The sequence below is a fragment of the Micromonospora echinofusca genome (genome assembly GCF_900091445.1).
In the GTDB taxonomy this organism is placed as follows: domain Bacteria; phylum Actinomycetota; class Actinomycetes; order Mycobacteriales; family Micromonosporaceae; genus Micromonospora; species Micromonospora echinofusca.
In genome coordinates this window covers 3,995,001-4,008,309 of sequence record NZ_LT607733.1, presented here as the reverse complement: position 1 = coordinate 4,008,309, position 13,309 = coordinate 3,995,001, and the positions used below count along the sequence as shown (strand labels likewise).

The window sequence follows — 13,309 nt, the reverse complement described above, 5'->3', positions numbered from 1 at the left end:
GCACCGCATGACCACCCTGGACGTGCTGCGCGAGCACCCGTTCCTCGCCGGGCTGCCCGAGCCGTGGCTGCCCCGGCTCGCCGGCCACGCCCGGCCGGTGGTCTGGCACCCCGGCTACCGGCTGTTCCGGGTCGACCGGCCCGCCGAGCGCTTCTGGCTGGTCCGCGACGGTCGGGTGGCGCTCGACTTCGCGGTGCCCGGCCGGGGCGACGTGGAGATCGAGACCATCGGCCCGGGCGGGGTGCTGGGCTGGTCGTGGCTGTTCCCGCCGTACCGCTGGCAGTTCGGGGCGGTGGCCGCCCAGCGCAGCACGGCGGTGGAGTTCACCGCCGAGGGGGTGCGCCGCCTGATGGAGTCCGACGACGCGCTCGGCCGACAGCTCACCACCCGCTTCATGAGCGTGGTGGTCGACCGGCTGCACGCGGCCCGGGGCCGGCTGCTCGACCTGTACGGCTACCCGGTGGACGCCCCGCCCGCCGGCTGACCCGCCGGGCCCGCGCCGGCGCTCCCGTCGCCCCGGCGGGGCACACCGTGGGGCCGCGCGCCCCGCCTCAGCAGACGGTCAGGCCGCGCGCCGCGAACTGCCCACGGACCCGCTCCAGCAGTTCCGGCGTGGGCGGCTCGGTGTCGGCGAGGGGGAACCGCAGCCCCAGCTCCGCGTACTTGTGCGCGCCGAGGCGGTGGAACGGCAGCACCTCCACCCGCTCGACGGTGGCGAGCGAGGCCGCGAAGTCCGCCACCCCGGCGACGTTGGGCACGGCGTCGGTGAGCCCCGGCACCAGCACGAAGCGGATCCAGATGGGGGTGCCCCGGTCCGCCAGCCGGCGGCCGAACCGTAGCGTCGGCGCGACCTCGCCCGTGCCGGTCACGGCCCGGTACGTCGCCGGGTCCCACGACTTGACGTCCAGCAGCACCAGGTCGGTGGCGTCGAGCAGGGCGTCGTCGGCGCGCTCGCCCAGGAAGCCGGACGTGTCCAGGGCGGTGTGCAGGCCCAGCTCGTGGCAGCGGCGCAGCACCTCCCCGGTGAACCGGGGCTGCTGCAACGGTTCCCCGCCGCTGAGCGTCACCCCGCCGCCGGCGACCGTGATGAACCGCCGGTACCGCTCGATCTCGGCGACCAGTTCGTCGACGCTCCGGCGCTGGCCGCTGCGCCGGTACCAGGTGTCCGGGCTGTGGCAGTAGCGGCAGCGCAGCGGGCACCCGGCGAGGAACGCCACGAACCGGGTGCCGGGGCCGTCCACCCCGATCGACAGGTCGAAGGAGTGCACGGCCCCGGTCAGCTCCCGCTCGGCGGTGCTCACAGCGCGCCGTGGAACGTGCGGGACACCACGTCGCGCTGCTGCTCGGGGGTGAGCCGGACGAAGTTGACCGCGTAGCCGGACACCCGGACGGTCAGCTGCGGATACCGCTCGGGGTGGGCCATCGCGTCGAGCAGCGTCGCCCGGTCGAGCACGTTGACGTTGAGGTGGAACCCGCCCGCGTCGGCGTACCCGTCGAGCACCCCCGCCAGGTTGGTGATCCGCTCCTCGCGGGTGTGGCCCAGCCCGTCCGGGGTGACCGTGCCGGTCAGCGAGATGCCGTCGCGGGCGGCGTCGTACGGCAGCTTCGCCACCGACAGCGCCGCCGCGACGAGGCCGTGCGTGTCCCGCCCGTTCATCGGGTTCGCGCCGGGGGCGAACGGCTCGCCGGCACGCCGCCCGTCGGGGGTGCCACCGGTGTGCCGGCCGTACACCACGTTGGAGGTGATGGTCAGCACCGACAGCGTCAGCTCGGCGTCACGGTAGGTGCGCTGCCGGCGCAGCTTCTCCGTGAACGTCTCCACGAGCCACACGGCGATCTCGTCGGCCCGGTCGTCGTTGTTGCCGAAGGTGGGGGGATCGCCCTCGACGACGTAGTCGACGGCCAGGCCGGTGGCGTCGCGCAGCACCTTCACCCGGCCGTACCGGATCGCCGCGAGGCTGTCCACCGCGACCGACAGGCCGGCGATGCCGGTGGCCATGAACCGGCGCACCGGGTGGTCGTGCAGGGCCATCTCCAGCCGCTCGTACGCGTACCGGTCGTGCATGTGGTGGATGACGTTCAGCGCGTCCACGTACGTCTCGGCCAGCCAGTCCAGCGTCCGGTCGTACGCGGCCAGCACCTCGGCGTGGTCGAGGACCTCCCCGCCGACCGGCGGCGCGGCCGGCGCCACCTGCTCGCCGGTCAGCTCGTCGCGGCCGCCGTTGATCGCGTAGAGCAGCGCCTTGGCGAGGTTGGCACGCGCGCCGAAGAACTGCATGTCGCGGCCCACCCGCATCGCCGACACGCAGCAGGCGATCGCGGTGTCGTCGTCGTACGCCGGGCGGATCAGGTCGTCGTTCTCGTACTGGATGGCGCTGGTGTCCAGCGACACCTGCGCGCAGAACCGCTTGAACCCCTTCGGCAGCCGCGGCGACCAGAGCACGGTCAGGTTCGGCTCCGGCGCCGGGCCCAGGTTGTACAGGGTCTGCAGGTAGCGGAAGCTGGTCCGGGTCACCAGCGGCCGGCCGTCGGCGCCCATCCCGCCCAGCGACTCGGTCACCCACGTCGGGTCGCCGGAGAAGAGCTGGTCGTACTCGGGGGTGCGCAGGAACCGGATGATCCGCAGCTTGATCACGAAGTCGTCGACCAGCTCCTGGGCGGTCGTCTCCGTCAGCCGGCCCTCGGCCAGGTCCCGCCGCAGGTAGACGTCGAGGAAGGTCGCGGTGCGCCCCAGCGACATCGCGGCCCCGTTCTGCTCCTTCGTGGCCGCCAGGTACGCGAAGTACAACCACTGCACGGCCTGCCGGGCGGTGGCGGCGGGCACGGAGACGTCGAAGCCGTAGCCGGCGGCCATCTCCTTCAGCTCGCCGAGGGCCCGGGCCTGCTCGGCCAGCTCCTCCCGCTCCCGGATCACGTCGTCGGTCGACGGCCGCGCGTCCAGCGCCGCCTTCAGCGCCCGGCGCTCGGCGACGAGCCGGTCCACCCCGTACAGGGCCACCCGCCGGTAGTCGCCGATGATCCGCCCGCGACCGTACGCGTCCGGCAGCCCGGTGATGACGTGCGAGCGGCGGGCCGCCAGCACGTCGGCCGGGTACGCGTCGAAGACCGCGTCGTTGTGGGTCTTGCGGTACGTGGTGAAGATCCGGTGCACGACGGGGTCCGGCGTGAAGCCGTACGCCTCGAGGGCGGCCTCCACCATCCGGAGCCCGCCGGCGGGCATGATCGCCCGCCGCAGCGGCGCGTCGGTCTGGAGGCCGACGATCAGTTCCCTCTCCCGGTCGATGTACCCGGGACCGTGCGACGTGATCGTCGACGGGGTGGCGGCGTCCACGTCGAGCACTCCCCGGCGGCGCTCGGCGACGAAGAGCTCCTGCAACGCCCCCCAGACCGCCAGGGTCCGGTCGGTCGGTCCGACGAGGAACGATCCGTCCCCGGTGTACGGCTCGTGGTGGCGCCGGATGAAGTCCGCCACGTCGACGGACTCCCGCCAGGTGCCGGCGGCGAAGCCCCGCCACGGGTCCAGGTGCTGGTTCGCGGCCATGATCGGTCCCTTCCGAGCGCCGGTGGGTGGGGCCCGGCCGCCGTGACCACGGCGGCCGGGCGGGCGGGTCAGGGCTGGAGCACCAGCCGGGCGGCGACCCGCCCGGCGAGCACGTCCTCCATCGCCTCGTTGATCTCGTCGAGCTTGCGCACCTCGTGGACGACCCGGGTACGGCCGGCCGAGTGCAGGCGGAACACCTCCGCCAGGTCGGCGCGGGTGCCGACGATCGAGCCGATCACGGTGATCCCCTTGAGGACGGTCTCGAAGACCGGCAGGCTCATCGTGTTGTCCTTCGGCAGCGAGACCAGCACCAGCCGGCCGCCGCGACGCAGGCAGGCGTGCGCCTGCGCGATCACGGTCGGGCTGGCGGCCAGCACGACCGCCACGTCGACGCCGCCGAGGGCGGTGATCGCCTCGACCGGGTCGACCCGGGACGCGTCGACCGTGTGCGTCGCGCCGAGGGAGGTGGCCAGGTCCAGCTTCTCCCCGGTGACGTCCACGGCCACGGTCTCGGCGCCGTGCAGCTGGGCGTACTGCTGCGCGAGGTGCCCGAGCCCGCCGATGCCGAAGATCGCCACCCGCTCGCCGGGCCGCACCCCGGCCACCCGGACCGCCTTGTACGTGGTCACGCCCGCGCAGGTCAGCGGGGCCGCCTCCACCGGGTCGACGCCGGCCGGCACGCGGACGGCGTAGCGGGCCGACGCGAGGGCGTACTCGGCGTGCGCGCCGTCGATCGCGTAGCCGGTGTTGCGCTGCGACTCGCACAGCGTCTCCCAGCCGCTGACGCAGTACTCGCAGGTGCCGCAGGCCCAGCCGAGCCAGGGCAGCGCGACCCGGTCGCCGACGGCGTGCTCGGTGACGTCGGGGCCGACCCGCTCGACGATGCCGACCCCCTCGTGGCCGGGGACGAAGGGCGGGTTCGGCTTGACCGGCCAGTCGCCGCGGGCGGCGTGGATGTCGGTGTGGCACAGCCCGCTGGCCTCGATCCGGACCAGTACCTGGCCGGGGCCGGGCTCCGGCACCGGCACGTCGAAGATCTCCAGCGGACGATCGAACGCGGTGACGACCGTGGCTCGCATCGGGGGCCTCCCAGCTCTTGTCTCGCTTCCACCCACCATCGTGCCGACCGGGGCCGGGGCCGGGCAGAGGCTCAGGACCGTCCCGGCCCGGGACCTCCGACCCCTGTCGACAGGTCGCCCGCCGGGCTCAGTGTTCGATCACCAGCCGGCGGGCGCGCAGGACGCGGGCCCACCACGGACGGGGGGCGCGTGGCGTCGGGGCGGGCAGGCCCCTGAGGCTGACCCATCCGCCCGGTCCCATGGTGAGCGCGCCGATCGCCGGCGGCCGGCGCCGGCCCCGCGCCGCCACCGCGGCGGCGGCCAGACCGACGGCGAGCACCCCGACGGTCGCGCCGAGCAGGCGGTCCGGGTCGAACACGGGACGGTAGCGGACCCGGCCGTCGTGCAGGACGAACGCGCCGACCGGGCGGCCCCGGTGAGTCACCGGCACCAGCGCGGCCGTGGGCGTGCCCGGCAGCTCCAACACCGGTCCCATCGGCACGGGGGGCGCCGGTGGCCGCCCGGGCGCGGGCGTGGCGCTGCGGGCAGGTAGGTCGGCCGGACGCACCGACGGCGCGAACGGGGGGCCGGTGGGGTTGAGGATGGCGGTCATCGCGGGCACCTCCTAGCGGGAATCGGGGACGGCGCCGCCCCCGGTGGTGGCCTGCCCGGCCGCCAGCCGGGCGATCGGCACCCGGTACGGCGAGCAGGAGACGTAGTCCAGACCGGCGTCGGCGAAGAAGCCGATCGAGTCGGGGTCACCTCCGTGTTCCCCGCAGACGCCGACGGTCAGCTCCGGGCGGGTGACCCGCCCCTCGGCCACGGCCAGCCGCACCAACCGGCCGACCCCCTTGGCGTCGACGGTCTCGAACGGGGAGACGCCGAACACCCCACGCTCCAGGTAGGTGCCGAAGAACGAGCCCTCCACGTCGTCGCGGGAGAAGGCCCAGGTGGTCTGCGTCAGGTCGTTGGTGCCGAAGGAGAAGAAGTGCGCCTCGGCGGCGATCTCGCCGGCGGTCAGCGCGGCGCGCGGTGTCTCGATCATGGTGCCGACCGGGATCGGCGGGATACCCGGCACCCCGGCCAGCACCGCCTCCGCCTCGGCGCGCACCGCGGCCAACTCCCGGACGTCGCCGACCAGCGGCACCATGATCTCCGGGCGGGGGTCGCCGCCGTCGCGCGCCCGCTGCGCCGTCGCCTCGGCCACGGCCCGTACCTGCATGGCGAACAGGCCGGGCACCACCAGGCCGAGCCGCACTCCGCGCAGGCCGAGCATCGGGTTGGTCTCGTGCATCCGGCGCACCGCGGCCAGCAGCGTGGCGTCGTGGCCCGGGTTCTCGCCCAAGGCCTCGGCGCGGGCCACCCGGGCCGTCAGCTCGTGCAGCGGGGGCAGGAACTCGTGCAGCGGCGGGTCGAGCAGCCGGATGGTGACCGGTAGCCCGTCCATCGCGGCGAGGATTCCCACGAAGTCCGCCCGCTGCAACGGCAGCAGCGCGTCCAGGGCGGCGTCCCGCTCGGCCGGGTCCTCGGCCAGGATGAGCCGCTCCACCAGCTCCCGGCGCGTGCCGAGGAACATGTGCTCGGTGCGGCAGAGCCCGATCCCGGCGGCCCCCAGCCCGCGCGCCCGCCGTGCGTCCTCCGGGGTGTCCGCGTTGGCGCGTACGCCCAGCCGGCGCACCGCGTCGGCGTGCGAGAGCAGCCGGTCCACGGCGGCGACGAGGCGGTCGCCCTCCGGCGTCACCTCGCCGGCTAGGTAGCGGGCGACGGGGGAGGGCTGCATCGGCACCCGCCCGGGGTAGACCCGGCCGGTGGTGCCGTCGATGGAGATCAGGTCGCCGGTGCGTACCACCCGGTCGCCGACGGTGAACTCGCCGCGCTCCGCGTCGATCCGCAGCGCGTCGGCCCCGCAGACGCAGGTCCGGCCCATGCCGCGGGCGACCACGGCCGCGTGCGAGGTCTTCCCGCCACGGGAGGTGAGCACCCCCTGGGCGGCGATCATGCCGGGCAGGTCGTCCGGGTTGGTCTCCGGGCGAACCAGGATCACCGGCCCGGTGGCCGCCGCGGCGGCCACCGAGTCGAAGACCACCGTGCCCACCGCCGCGCCCGGCGAGGCGCCCACTCCGGTGACCAGCGGTGCCGGCGCGGCGGCGAGGTCGAAGGCGGGGAACATCAGCTGGGCCAGCTGCGCACCGGTGACCCGGTGCAGCGCCTCGTCCAGGGTGATCAGCCCTTCGTCGACGAGCTGCGCGGCGATCACGAACGCCGCCGCCGGGGTCCGCTTGCCGACCCGCGTCTGCAGCATCCACAGCCGGCCACGCTCGACGGTGAACTCGACGTCGCAGAGGTCCCGGTAGTGCCGCTCCAGCGTCGCCATGATCTCCGTCAGCCGGCGGTAGCTGGTCGGGTCGATCCGCTCCAGCTCCGGCAGCGCGACGGTGTTGCGGACGCCGGCCACCACGTCCTCGCCCTGTGCGTCGGCGAGGTAGTCGCCGTACACGCCGGGTTGCCCGGTCGCCGGGTCACGGGTGAACGCCACGCCGGTGCCGGAGTCCGGGCCCAGGTTGCCGAAGACCATCGCCATCACGGTGACCGCTGTGCCCAGGTCGCCCGGGATGTGCTCCTGCCGGCGGTAGAGCACCGCCCGCTCGGCGTTCCACGACTCGAACACCGCGCGGATCGCCAGGTAGAGCTGCTCGTGCGGGGCCTGCGGGAAGTCGTGCCCCACCTGCGCCGCGAACACCTTCTTGTACGTCTCGACCAGCGCGCGCAGCTGTGCCGCGTCGGGTCCGGCCGGCCCCGCCGCGGCGCGCACCGCCGCCAGCTCCCGCTCGAACTCCTCGGCCGGCACCCCGTACACGGTCCGGCCGAACATCTGGATCAGCCGACGGTAGGAGTCCCACGCGAAGCGCGGGTCTCCGCTCTGCGCGGCCAGCCCCGCCACCGTCGTGTCGTTGAGCCCGATGTCCAGGATCGTCTCCATCATCCCCGGCATGGAGTACCGCCCACCGGAGCGGACCGCCAGCAGCAGCGGGTCGTGCGGGTCCCCGAGCCGGCGATCAAGGCGTGCCTCGACCTCCCGCAGGTGTGCGTTGACCTCGTCGAAGAGCCCCACCGGCGGCCGGTCGTCGGCCAGGTACGCCCGGCACGCCTCGGTGGTCACCGTGAACCCGGGCGGCACCGGCAGCCCCAGCCGGGTCATCTCGGCCAGGTTGGCGCCCTTGCCGCCGAGCAGGTCTGCCCTGCTCCGGTCGCCCTCGATGAAGTCGTAGACGTACTTCGCCATGGTGCCGGCCTCCTCCGCTTCCGCCGGGAACCTCGTCCCTCCTCGTTGGTAGCAACGCGGCAGCCACCCACGACAGGGCCGGAAGGGACACCGACCGGGCCGGAGGTCCCGGACGTGTCGTACCCGGGCCCTATCCTCGGGCGGTGACCGCCGACCTGCGCCTGCGTCCCGTCCGCGACGACGACCTGCCCGCCTTCTTCGCCCACGAGCAGGACGTCGAGGCCAACTGGATGGCGGCCTTCGGGCCGAAGGACCCGACCGACCGGGAGCGCTTCGACGCGCACTGGCGCCGCGTGCGCGCCGACGAGCGCATCGTCGCCCGCACGGCGGTCGTCGACGGCGAGGTCGTGGGCCACGTGGTCGCCTTCCCCGTCGACGAGCGCACCGAGGTCAGCTACTGGATCGACCCGGGCCGCTGGGGCCGGGGCTACGCCACCGCCGCGCTCACCGCGCTGCTGCGCGAGCTGCCCCGGCGGCCCGTGCACGCCCGCGCCGCCAAGGACAACCGGGCCTCGCTCGCCGTGCTGCGCAAGTGCGGCTTCGTCGTCATCGGCGAGGACAAGGGGTACGCCGACGGCCGGGGCGCCGAGGTGGAGGAGTGGGTGCTGGAGCTTCCCGCGGACTGACCCGCCGCCCGCCGGGCCGCCGGCTCGGGGCGCCCACTACTCTCGCGGCGTGAACTGGCTGGAACTGATCGGCTGGACCGGCTCGGCGCTGCTGGTCTGGTCGCTGCTGCAGACGCGCATCCTCCGGCTGCGTGCCCTGAACCTGGTCGGCTGCCTGATCCTGATCGGCTACAACGCCGCCGTGCAGGTCTGGCCCATGGTGGGGCTGAACGTCGTACTCGCCGTGATCAACGTCTGGTACCTGCGGACCATGCTCGCCACCCGCCACGACGAGGCCACCTACCAGGTGGTGGAGGTCGGGGTCGACGACCAGTTCCTGGCCCACACCCTGAAGGTGCACGCCGCCGACATCGCCCGGTTCAACCCCGGCTTCCGCTGGCCCCCCGGCAGCGCCGCCGAACGCTCCGCTTTCCTGGTGGTGCGCGCCGACGAGGTGGTCGGCGTGGTGCTGTCGCACGCCGCGGCGGACGGCGTGGCGCAGGTCGACCTCGACTACGTCACCCGGCGGTTCCGGGACTTCACCCCGGGCGAGTTCGTCTACCGGCGCAGCAGCCTCTTCACCGATCGCGGGTTCCGCCGGGTCGTCACCCCGCCCGGCATGGTCGCCCCGTACTACCACCGGCTCGGCTTCCGCCCCGAGGGCCGCTCGTACGTCCTCGACCTGCCCGCCCCGCCGGTCGCCGGGCGCGCCTGATCACATCGCGCGCCGCAGGAGGGTTCGCCGGCCGGCCCGGTGGGCACAGACTGGCCTACGCCGGCCGTGACCTTTCGGCCGGCGGTGCCCGTCGTGCCGGCGGGCACCGGTCCCGCGTGAGGAGAGCCGGGAGTGCAGAGCATCTGGACCCAACTGGCCCTGGTCGGTGTCCTGGTCGTCCTCAACGCGGTGTTCGCCGGCAGCGAGATGGCGCTGGTCTCGCTGCGGGACAGCCAGATCCAGCGGTTGGAACGCACCAGCCGGGCCGGCCGGGTGCTGGCCCGCCTCGCCAAGGACCCGAACCGCTTCCTGGCCACCATCCAGATCGGCATCACCCTCGCCGGCTTCCTGGCGTCGGCCGCGGCGGCGGTGTCGCTGGCCAAGCCCCTGGTGCCGCTGCTCAGCGCGCTCGGCGGCGCCGCCGAGACCGTCGCGATCGTGGTGGTCACCCTCGCGTTGACCTTCGTCACCCTGGTCTTCGGCGAGCTGGCCCCGAAGCGGATCGCCATGCAGGCGGCCGAGCGGTGGGCGCTGCTGGTGGCCCGTCCGCTGGACCTGCTCGCCTCCGTGACCCGGCCGGCCGTCTGGGCGCTCGGCGCCACCAGCGACCTGGTCGTACGCCTGGTCGGCCTCAATCCCAAGCACGAGCCCGACGAGATCGGCCCCGACGAGTTGCGGGACATCGTCTCCGGCAACCACGGCTTCACCAAGGAGCAGCGCACCATCATCGCCGGCGCCGTGGAGATCGCCGACCGGCAGCTGCGGGCGGTGCTCGTACCCCGGTTGCAGGTCTTCACGCTCGACAGCGGGACCACGGCGGAGGCCGCGCGGCTGCTGCTGGCGGCCACCGGCCACTCCCGGGCGCCGGTGGTGCGCCACGGCGGCCTCGACGACGCGGTCGGCGTGATCCACCTGCGTGACCTGGTCGGCGTCCCCGAGGACCGGCCGGTCGACGAGTGCGCCCGCCCGCCGATGCTGTTGCCGGACTCCCTGCCGGTGGTGGACGCGCTGCGGCAGTTCAAGGCCGAACGCCAGCACATCGCCCTGGTGGTGGACGAGCGGGGCGCGGTCGACGGGATCGTCACCCTGGAGGACATCCTGGAGGAGATCGTCGGGGAGATCTACGACGAGACCGACCGGGACGTGCGTTCCGTACGCACCGAGCCGGACGGCACGATGTGGCTCCCCGGCACCTTCCCCGTGCACGACCTGGCCGACGTCGGCGTCGAGCTGCCCGGCCGTCCCGGCGGCGACTACACCACCATCGCCGGCCTCGTGCTCGCCTGCCTCGGCCACATCCCCACCGTGGCGGGGGAGAGCGTCGTCGTCGACAGCTGGGAGCTGGAGGTCGCCCGCATCGACCACCGGGCCATCACCGGGGTACGACTGCGCCGGCGCGCCGAGCCGGTGCCCGACGACGACACCGAGGCCGTGCTGGACGAGGCCCGCAGCTGAACGGTCAGGCCGGATAGAGGTTCTGCAACCGGACCTGTCCCCGGGCCACGAGCCGGGCGTCGGCATCGGTGATCTCCACCTGCCAGAGCTGCTGGCTGCGCCCCCGGTGCACGGGCGTGCCCACGGCGGTCAGCTCGCCGTCGTGCACCGCGCGCAGGAAGTCGGTCTGGTTCGACACACCCACGACGCGTCCCCGCTCGCCCAGCCACAGCGCCCCGCCGATGCTGGCGGCGGTCTCGGCCACCGAGCAGTAGACGCCGCCGTGCTGGATCCCGAACGGCTGGTGCAGCTCGGGCCGGACCTGCCAACGGATCACCACCCGGTCGCGGCCCACCTCGTCGAGTTCGAGGCCGAGCAGGGCGACGAAGCCACCCGTCAGATCCGGCATGTCCACGGCGTTTCCCTCCTCGATCACGGCGCCGCCAGCCTACGCCGCCGGGTCGCCCGGCAAACCCGCTACGTCGCGTCCCCGGTCATGGGGGAGAATCGGTGACCGTGACCGACAGCAGCCTCCCGCCGCCCAGGCGGGACTCCCTGACCGATGACCTGCAGTGGCGGGGCCTGATCCAGGACTCCACCGACCTCGACGAGCTGCGTACGCTGCTCGACGGAGATGCCGCCGTCTATTACGTGGGCTTCGACCCGACGGCGCCGAGCCTGCACGTCGGCCACCTCGTGCAGGTCGCCACGGCGCGTCGGCTCCAGCTCGCCGGGCACCGCCCGCTGCTGCTCGTCGGCGGCGCCACCGGTCAGATCGGTGACCCGAAGGAGAGCGCCGAGCGCACCCTCAACCCACCGGAGGTGGTCGCCGGCTGGGTGGCCCGGATCCGCGACCAGCTCGCCCCCTTCGTCTCGTACGAGGGGGGGAACGCGGCCCAGCTGGTCAACAACCTGGACTGGACCGGCGAGATGTCGGTGGTCGAGTTCCTCCGCGACGTCGGCAAGCACTTCCCGGTCAACAAGATGCTGGCCCGGGAGGTGGTCCGGGCGCGGCTGGAGAGCGGCATCAGCTTCACCGAGTTCAGCTACCAGCTGCTCCAGGCCAACGACTTCTTCGAGCTGCACCGCCGGCACGGCTGCCAGCTCCAGTTCGGCGGCTCGGACCAGTGGGGCAACATCACCGCCGGCGTCGACTACATCCGCCGGCGTGGCGCCGGCCCGGTGCAGGCGTTCACCACGCCGCTGGTGACGAAGTCCGACGGTACGAAGTTCGGCAAGACCGAGGGCGGCGCCATCTGGCTCGACCCCGAGATGACCAGCCCGTACGCCTTCTACCAGTTCTGGGTCAACATCGACGACCGGGACGTGAGCCGCTACCTGCGCTACTTCAGCTTCCGTTCCCGCGAGGAGTTGGAGGCGTTGGAGAAGGAGACCGCCGAGCGGCCCGCGGCCCGGGCGGCGCAGCGGGCGCTCGCCGAGGAGCTGACCACCCTCGTGCACGGCGAGCGCGAGATGGCGCAGGTGGTGGCCGCGAGCCAGGCGCTCTTCGGTCGGGGCTCGCTGGACGAGCTGGCGCCGGCGACGCTGCGGGCCGCGCTGACCGAGGCCGGCCTGGTCCACGTCGACGAGCTGCCCGACGTCGCCGGGCTGCTGCGCGACGCCGGGCTGGTGCCGAGCCTCAAGGAGGCACGGCGGGTGATCGCCGAGGGCGGCGCCTACGTGAACAACACCCGGGTCACCGAGACCGACGCCATCGTGGGCCCCGGGGACCTGCTGCACGGCCGGTACCTGGTGCTGCGCCGCGGCAAGCGGTCGTTCGCCGGGGTCGAGCTGCGCGGCTGACCGTACGAAGGAACGTGTGACGCGGGACGCCCCCGGCGGATTTGACGATCGATCCGCCGGGGGCGTAACTTTCTCTCTGCCAGCGCGGAACGGACGAACCGGGGCAAACACACCGGAGGCCGGGCGCGGCAACGAGCTTCGGGACCGGCGGTGTGATGACTCGTCGGCGTCCGGACCGGGCGGTGCCCCGGATCCGCCGGGAGGCGGATTTGGCGAGGCGGAACCGACCGGGTATGGTTCACCGCCGGTAGGGAACCGGGCGAGTTCGCGGGAGACCGTGGCGGCCGGCCTGTCGGAATCCACTGTCGCCAACGGCGCGAGCCGTTGTCGGGTGGTGCCCGGAAATGGGATTGAAGTGGTGCGGATCGCTGCGAAGCGGTTTGACACGGCGGAAATCACCGGGTAACGTAGTAAAAGTGCCCGGCGCGGGAAGCGGCGGGGACGTGAACGAAATGCCCCGGGTCGGGGGCTCCACAATGTGGGGTTTCCGGGCGGTGTGTGGTTGTTCTTTGAGAACTCAACAGGGTGCTTGATAAGCCAGTGCCAAATTGATTTATACCCCTTGGCTGGCAGACTGTTTCGGTGGTTTGTTGGTCTTGGATTCCTTTGGCAACACTTTTTGTTGTCGGGACAGTTTTTCAACAAGTTTTTGTTGGAGAGTTTGATCCTGGCTCAGGACGAACGCTGGCGGCGTGCTTAACACATGCAAGTCGAGCGGAAAGGCCCTTCGGGGTACTCGAGCGGCGAACGGGTGAGTAACACGTGAGCAACCTGCCCTAGGCTTTGGGATAACCCCGGGAAACCGGGGCTAATACCAATAGGACCTCTGACCGCATGGTTGGTGGTGGAAAGTTTTTCGGCCTGGGATGG

At 73.1% G+C, this 13,309-nt stretch carries 11 protein-coding genes and 1 rRNA gene (1 of these 12 running past the window's edge); 6 read left to right on the top strand and 6 right to left on the bottom strand.

The annotated features are described in order from the left end of the window. The first annotated feature begins 7 nt into the window (after window positions 1–7). Window positions 8–484: a cyclic nucleotide-binding domain-containing protein gene (locus GA0070610_RS16835; protein ID WP_089000920.1), complete on the top strand. Its 477-nt coding sequence runs from the start codon at window positions 8–10 to the stop codon at window positions 482–484. Between the two features lie 67 nt (window positions 485–551). Here GA0070610_RS16835 and pflA read toward each other — a convergent pair whose 3' ends face one another. The 5 genes from pflA to ppdK all read right to left on the bottom strand — a co-directional run bounded on the left by pflA (window position 552) and on the right by ppdK (window position 7,882). Beyond that, complete coding sequence (gene pflA, locus GA0070610_RS16830) at window positions 552–1,301, bottom strand: pyruvate formate-lyase-activating protein (protein ID WP_197697749.1); 750 nt, start codon at window positions 1,299–1,301, stop codon at window positions 552–554. After that, on the bottom strand, window positions 1,298–3,541 hold the full coding sequence (gene pflB, locus GA0070610_RS16825) for a formate C-acetyltransferase (protein WP_089000919.1): 2,244 nt from the start codon (window positions 3,539–3,541) through the stop codon (window positions 1,298–1,300). Before pflB ends, pflA begins: the two co-directional genes overlap by 4 nt. 68 nt (window positions 3,542–3,609) lie before the next feature. Further along, window positions 3,610–4,620, bottom strand: a complete 1,011-nt coding sequence (locus tag GA0070610_RS16820) for an alcohol dehydrogenase catalytic domain-containing protein (protein ID WP_089000918.1) — start codon at window positions 4,618–4,620, stop codon at window positions 3,610–3,612. A 127-nt stretch (window positions 4,621–4,747) separates the two neighbouring features. Next, window positions 4,748–5,212, bottom strand: a complete 465-nt coding sequence (locus GA0070610_RS16815; protein ID WP_089000917.1) for a hypothetical protein — start codon at window positions 5,210–5,212, stop codon at window positions 4,748–4,750. 12 nt (window positions 5,213–5,224) lie between these two features. Beyond that, window positions 5,225–7,882 carry a pyruvate, phosphate dikinase gene (ppdK, locus tag GA0070610_RS16810; RefSeq protein ID WP_089000916.1) on the bottom strand — a complete coding sequence of 886 codons (2,658 nt, stop codon included), beginning with the start codon at window positions 7,880–7,882 and terminating at the stop codon, window positions 5,225–5,227. A 143-nt stretch (window positions 7,883–8,025) separates the two neighbouring features. Between ppdK and GA0070610_RS16805 the strand changes: the two genes are divergently transcribed. The 3 genes from GA0070610_RS16805 to GA0070610_RS16795 all read left to right on the top strand — a co-directional run bounded on the left by GA0070610_RS16805 (window position 8,026) and on the right by GA0070610_RS16795 (window position 10,657). After that, the gene (locus tag GA0070610_RS16805) at window positions 8,026–8,508 is read left to right on the top strand and encodes a GNAT family N-acetyltransferase (protein WP_089000915.1); all 483 of its coding nucleotides are present in this window, start codon (window positions 8,026–8,028) and stop codon (window positions 8,506–8,508) included. Window positions 8,509–8,557: 49 nt separating this feature from the next. After that, window positions 8,558–9,202 carry a hypothetical protein gene (locus GA0070610_RS16800; RefSeq protein WP_089000914.1) on the top strand — a complete coding sequence of 215 codons (645 nt, stop codon included), beginning with the start codon at window positions 8,558–8,560 and terminating at the stop codon, window positions 9,200–9,202. Between the two features lie 132 nt (window positions 9,203–9,334). Continuing rightward, window positions 9,335–10,657: a hemolysin family protein gene (locus GA0070610_RS16795; RefSeq protein WP_089000913.1), complete on the top strand. Its 1,323-nt coding sequence runs from the start codon at window positions 9,335–9,337 to the stop codon at window positions 10,655–10,657. Window positions 10,658–10,661: 4 nt separating this feature from the next. On the opposite strand, the gene GA0070610_RS16790 is transcribed toward GA0070610_RS16795, so the two are convergent. Further along, window positions 10,662–11,069 carry a PaaI family thioesterase gene (locus GA0070610_RS16790; RefSeq protein WP_172896682.1) on the bottom strand — a complete coding sequence of 136 codons (408 nt, stop codon included), beginning with the start codon at window positions 11,067–11,069 and terminating at the stop codon, window positions 10,662–10,664. Window positions 11,070–11,152: 83 nt separating this feature from the next. Here GA0070610_RS16790 and tyrS point away from each other — a divergent pair, with 83 nt between their 5' ends. Continuing rightward, complete coding sequence (tyrS, locus tag GA0070610_RS16785; RefSeq protein WP_089003557.1) at window positions 11,153–12,439, top strand: tyrosine--tRNA ligase; 1,287 nt, start codon at window positions 11,153–11,155, stop codon at window positions 12,437–12,439. A 649-nt stretch (window positions 12,440–13,088) separates the two neighbouring features. Beyond that, window positions 13,089–13,309, top strand: a 16S ribosomal RNA gene (locus GA0070610_RS16780); it runs 1,293 nt beyond the window's last position.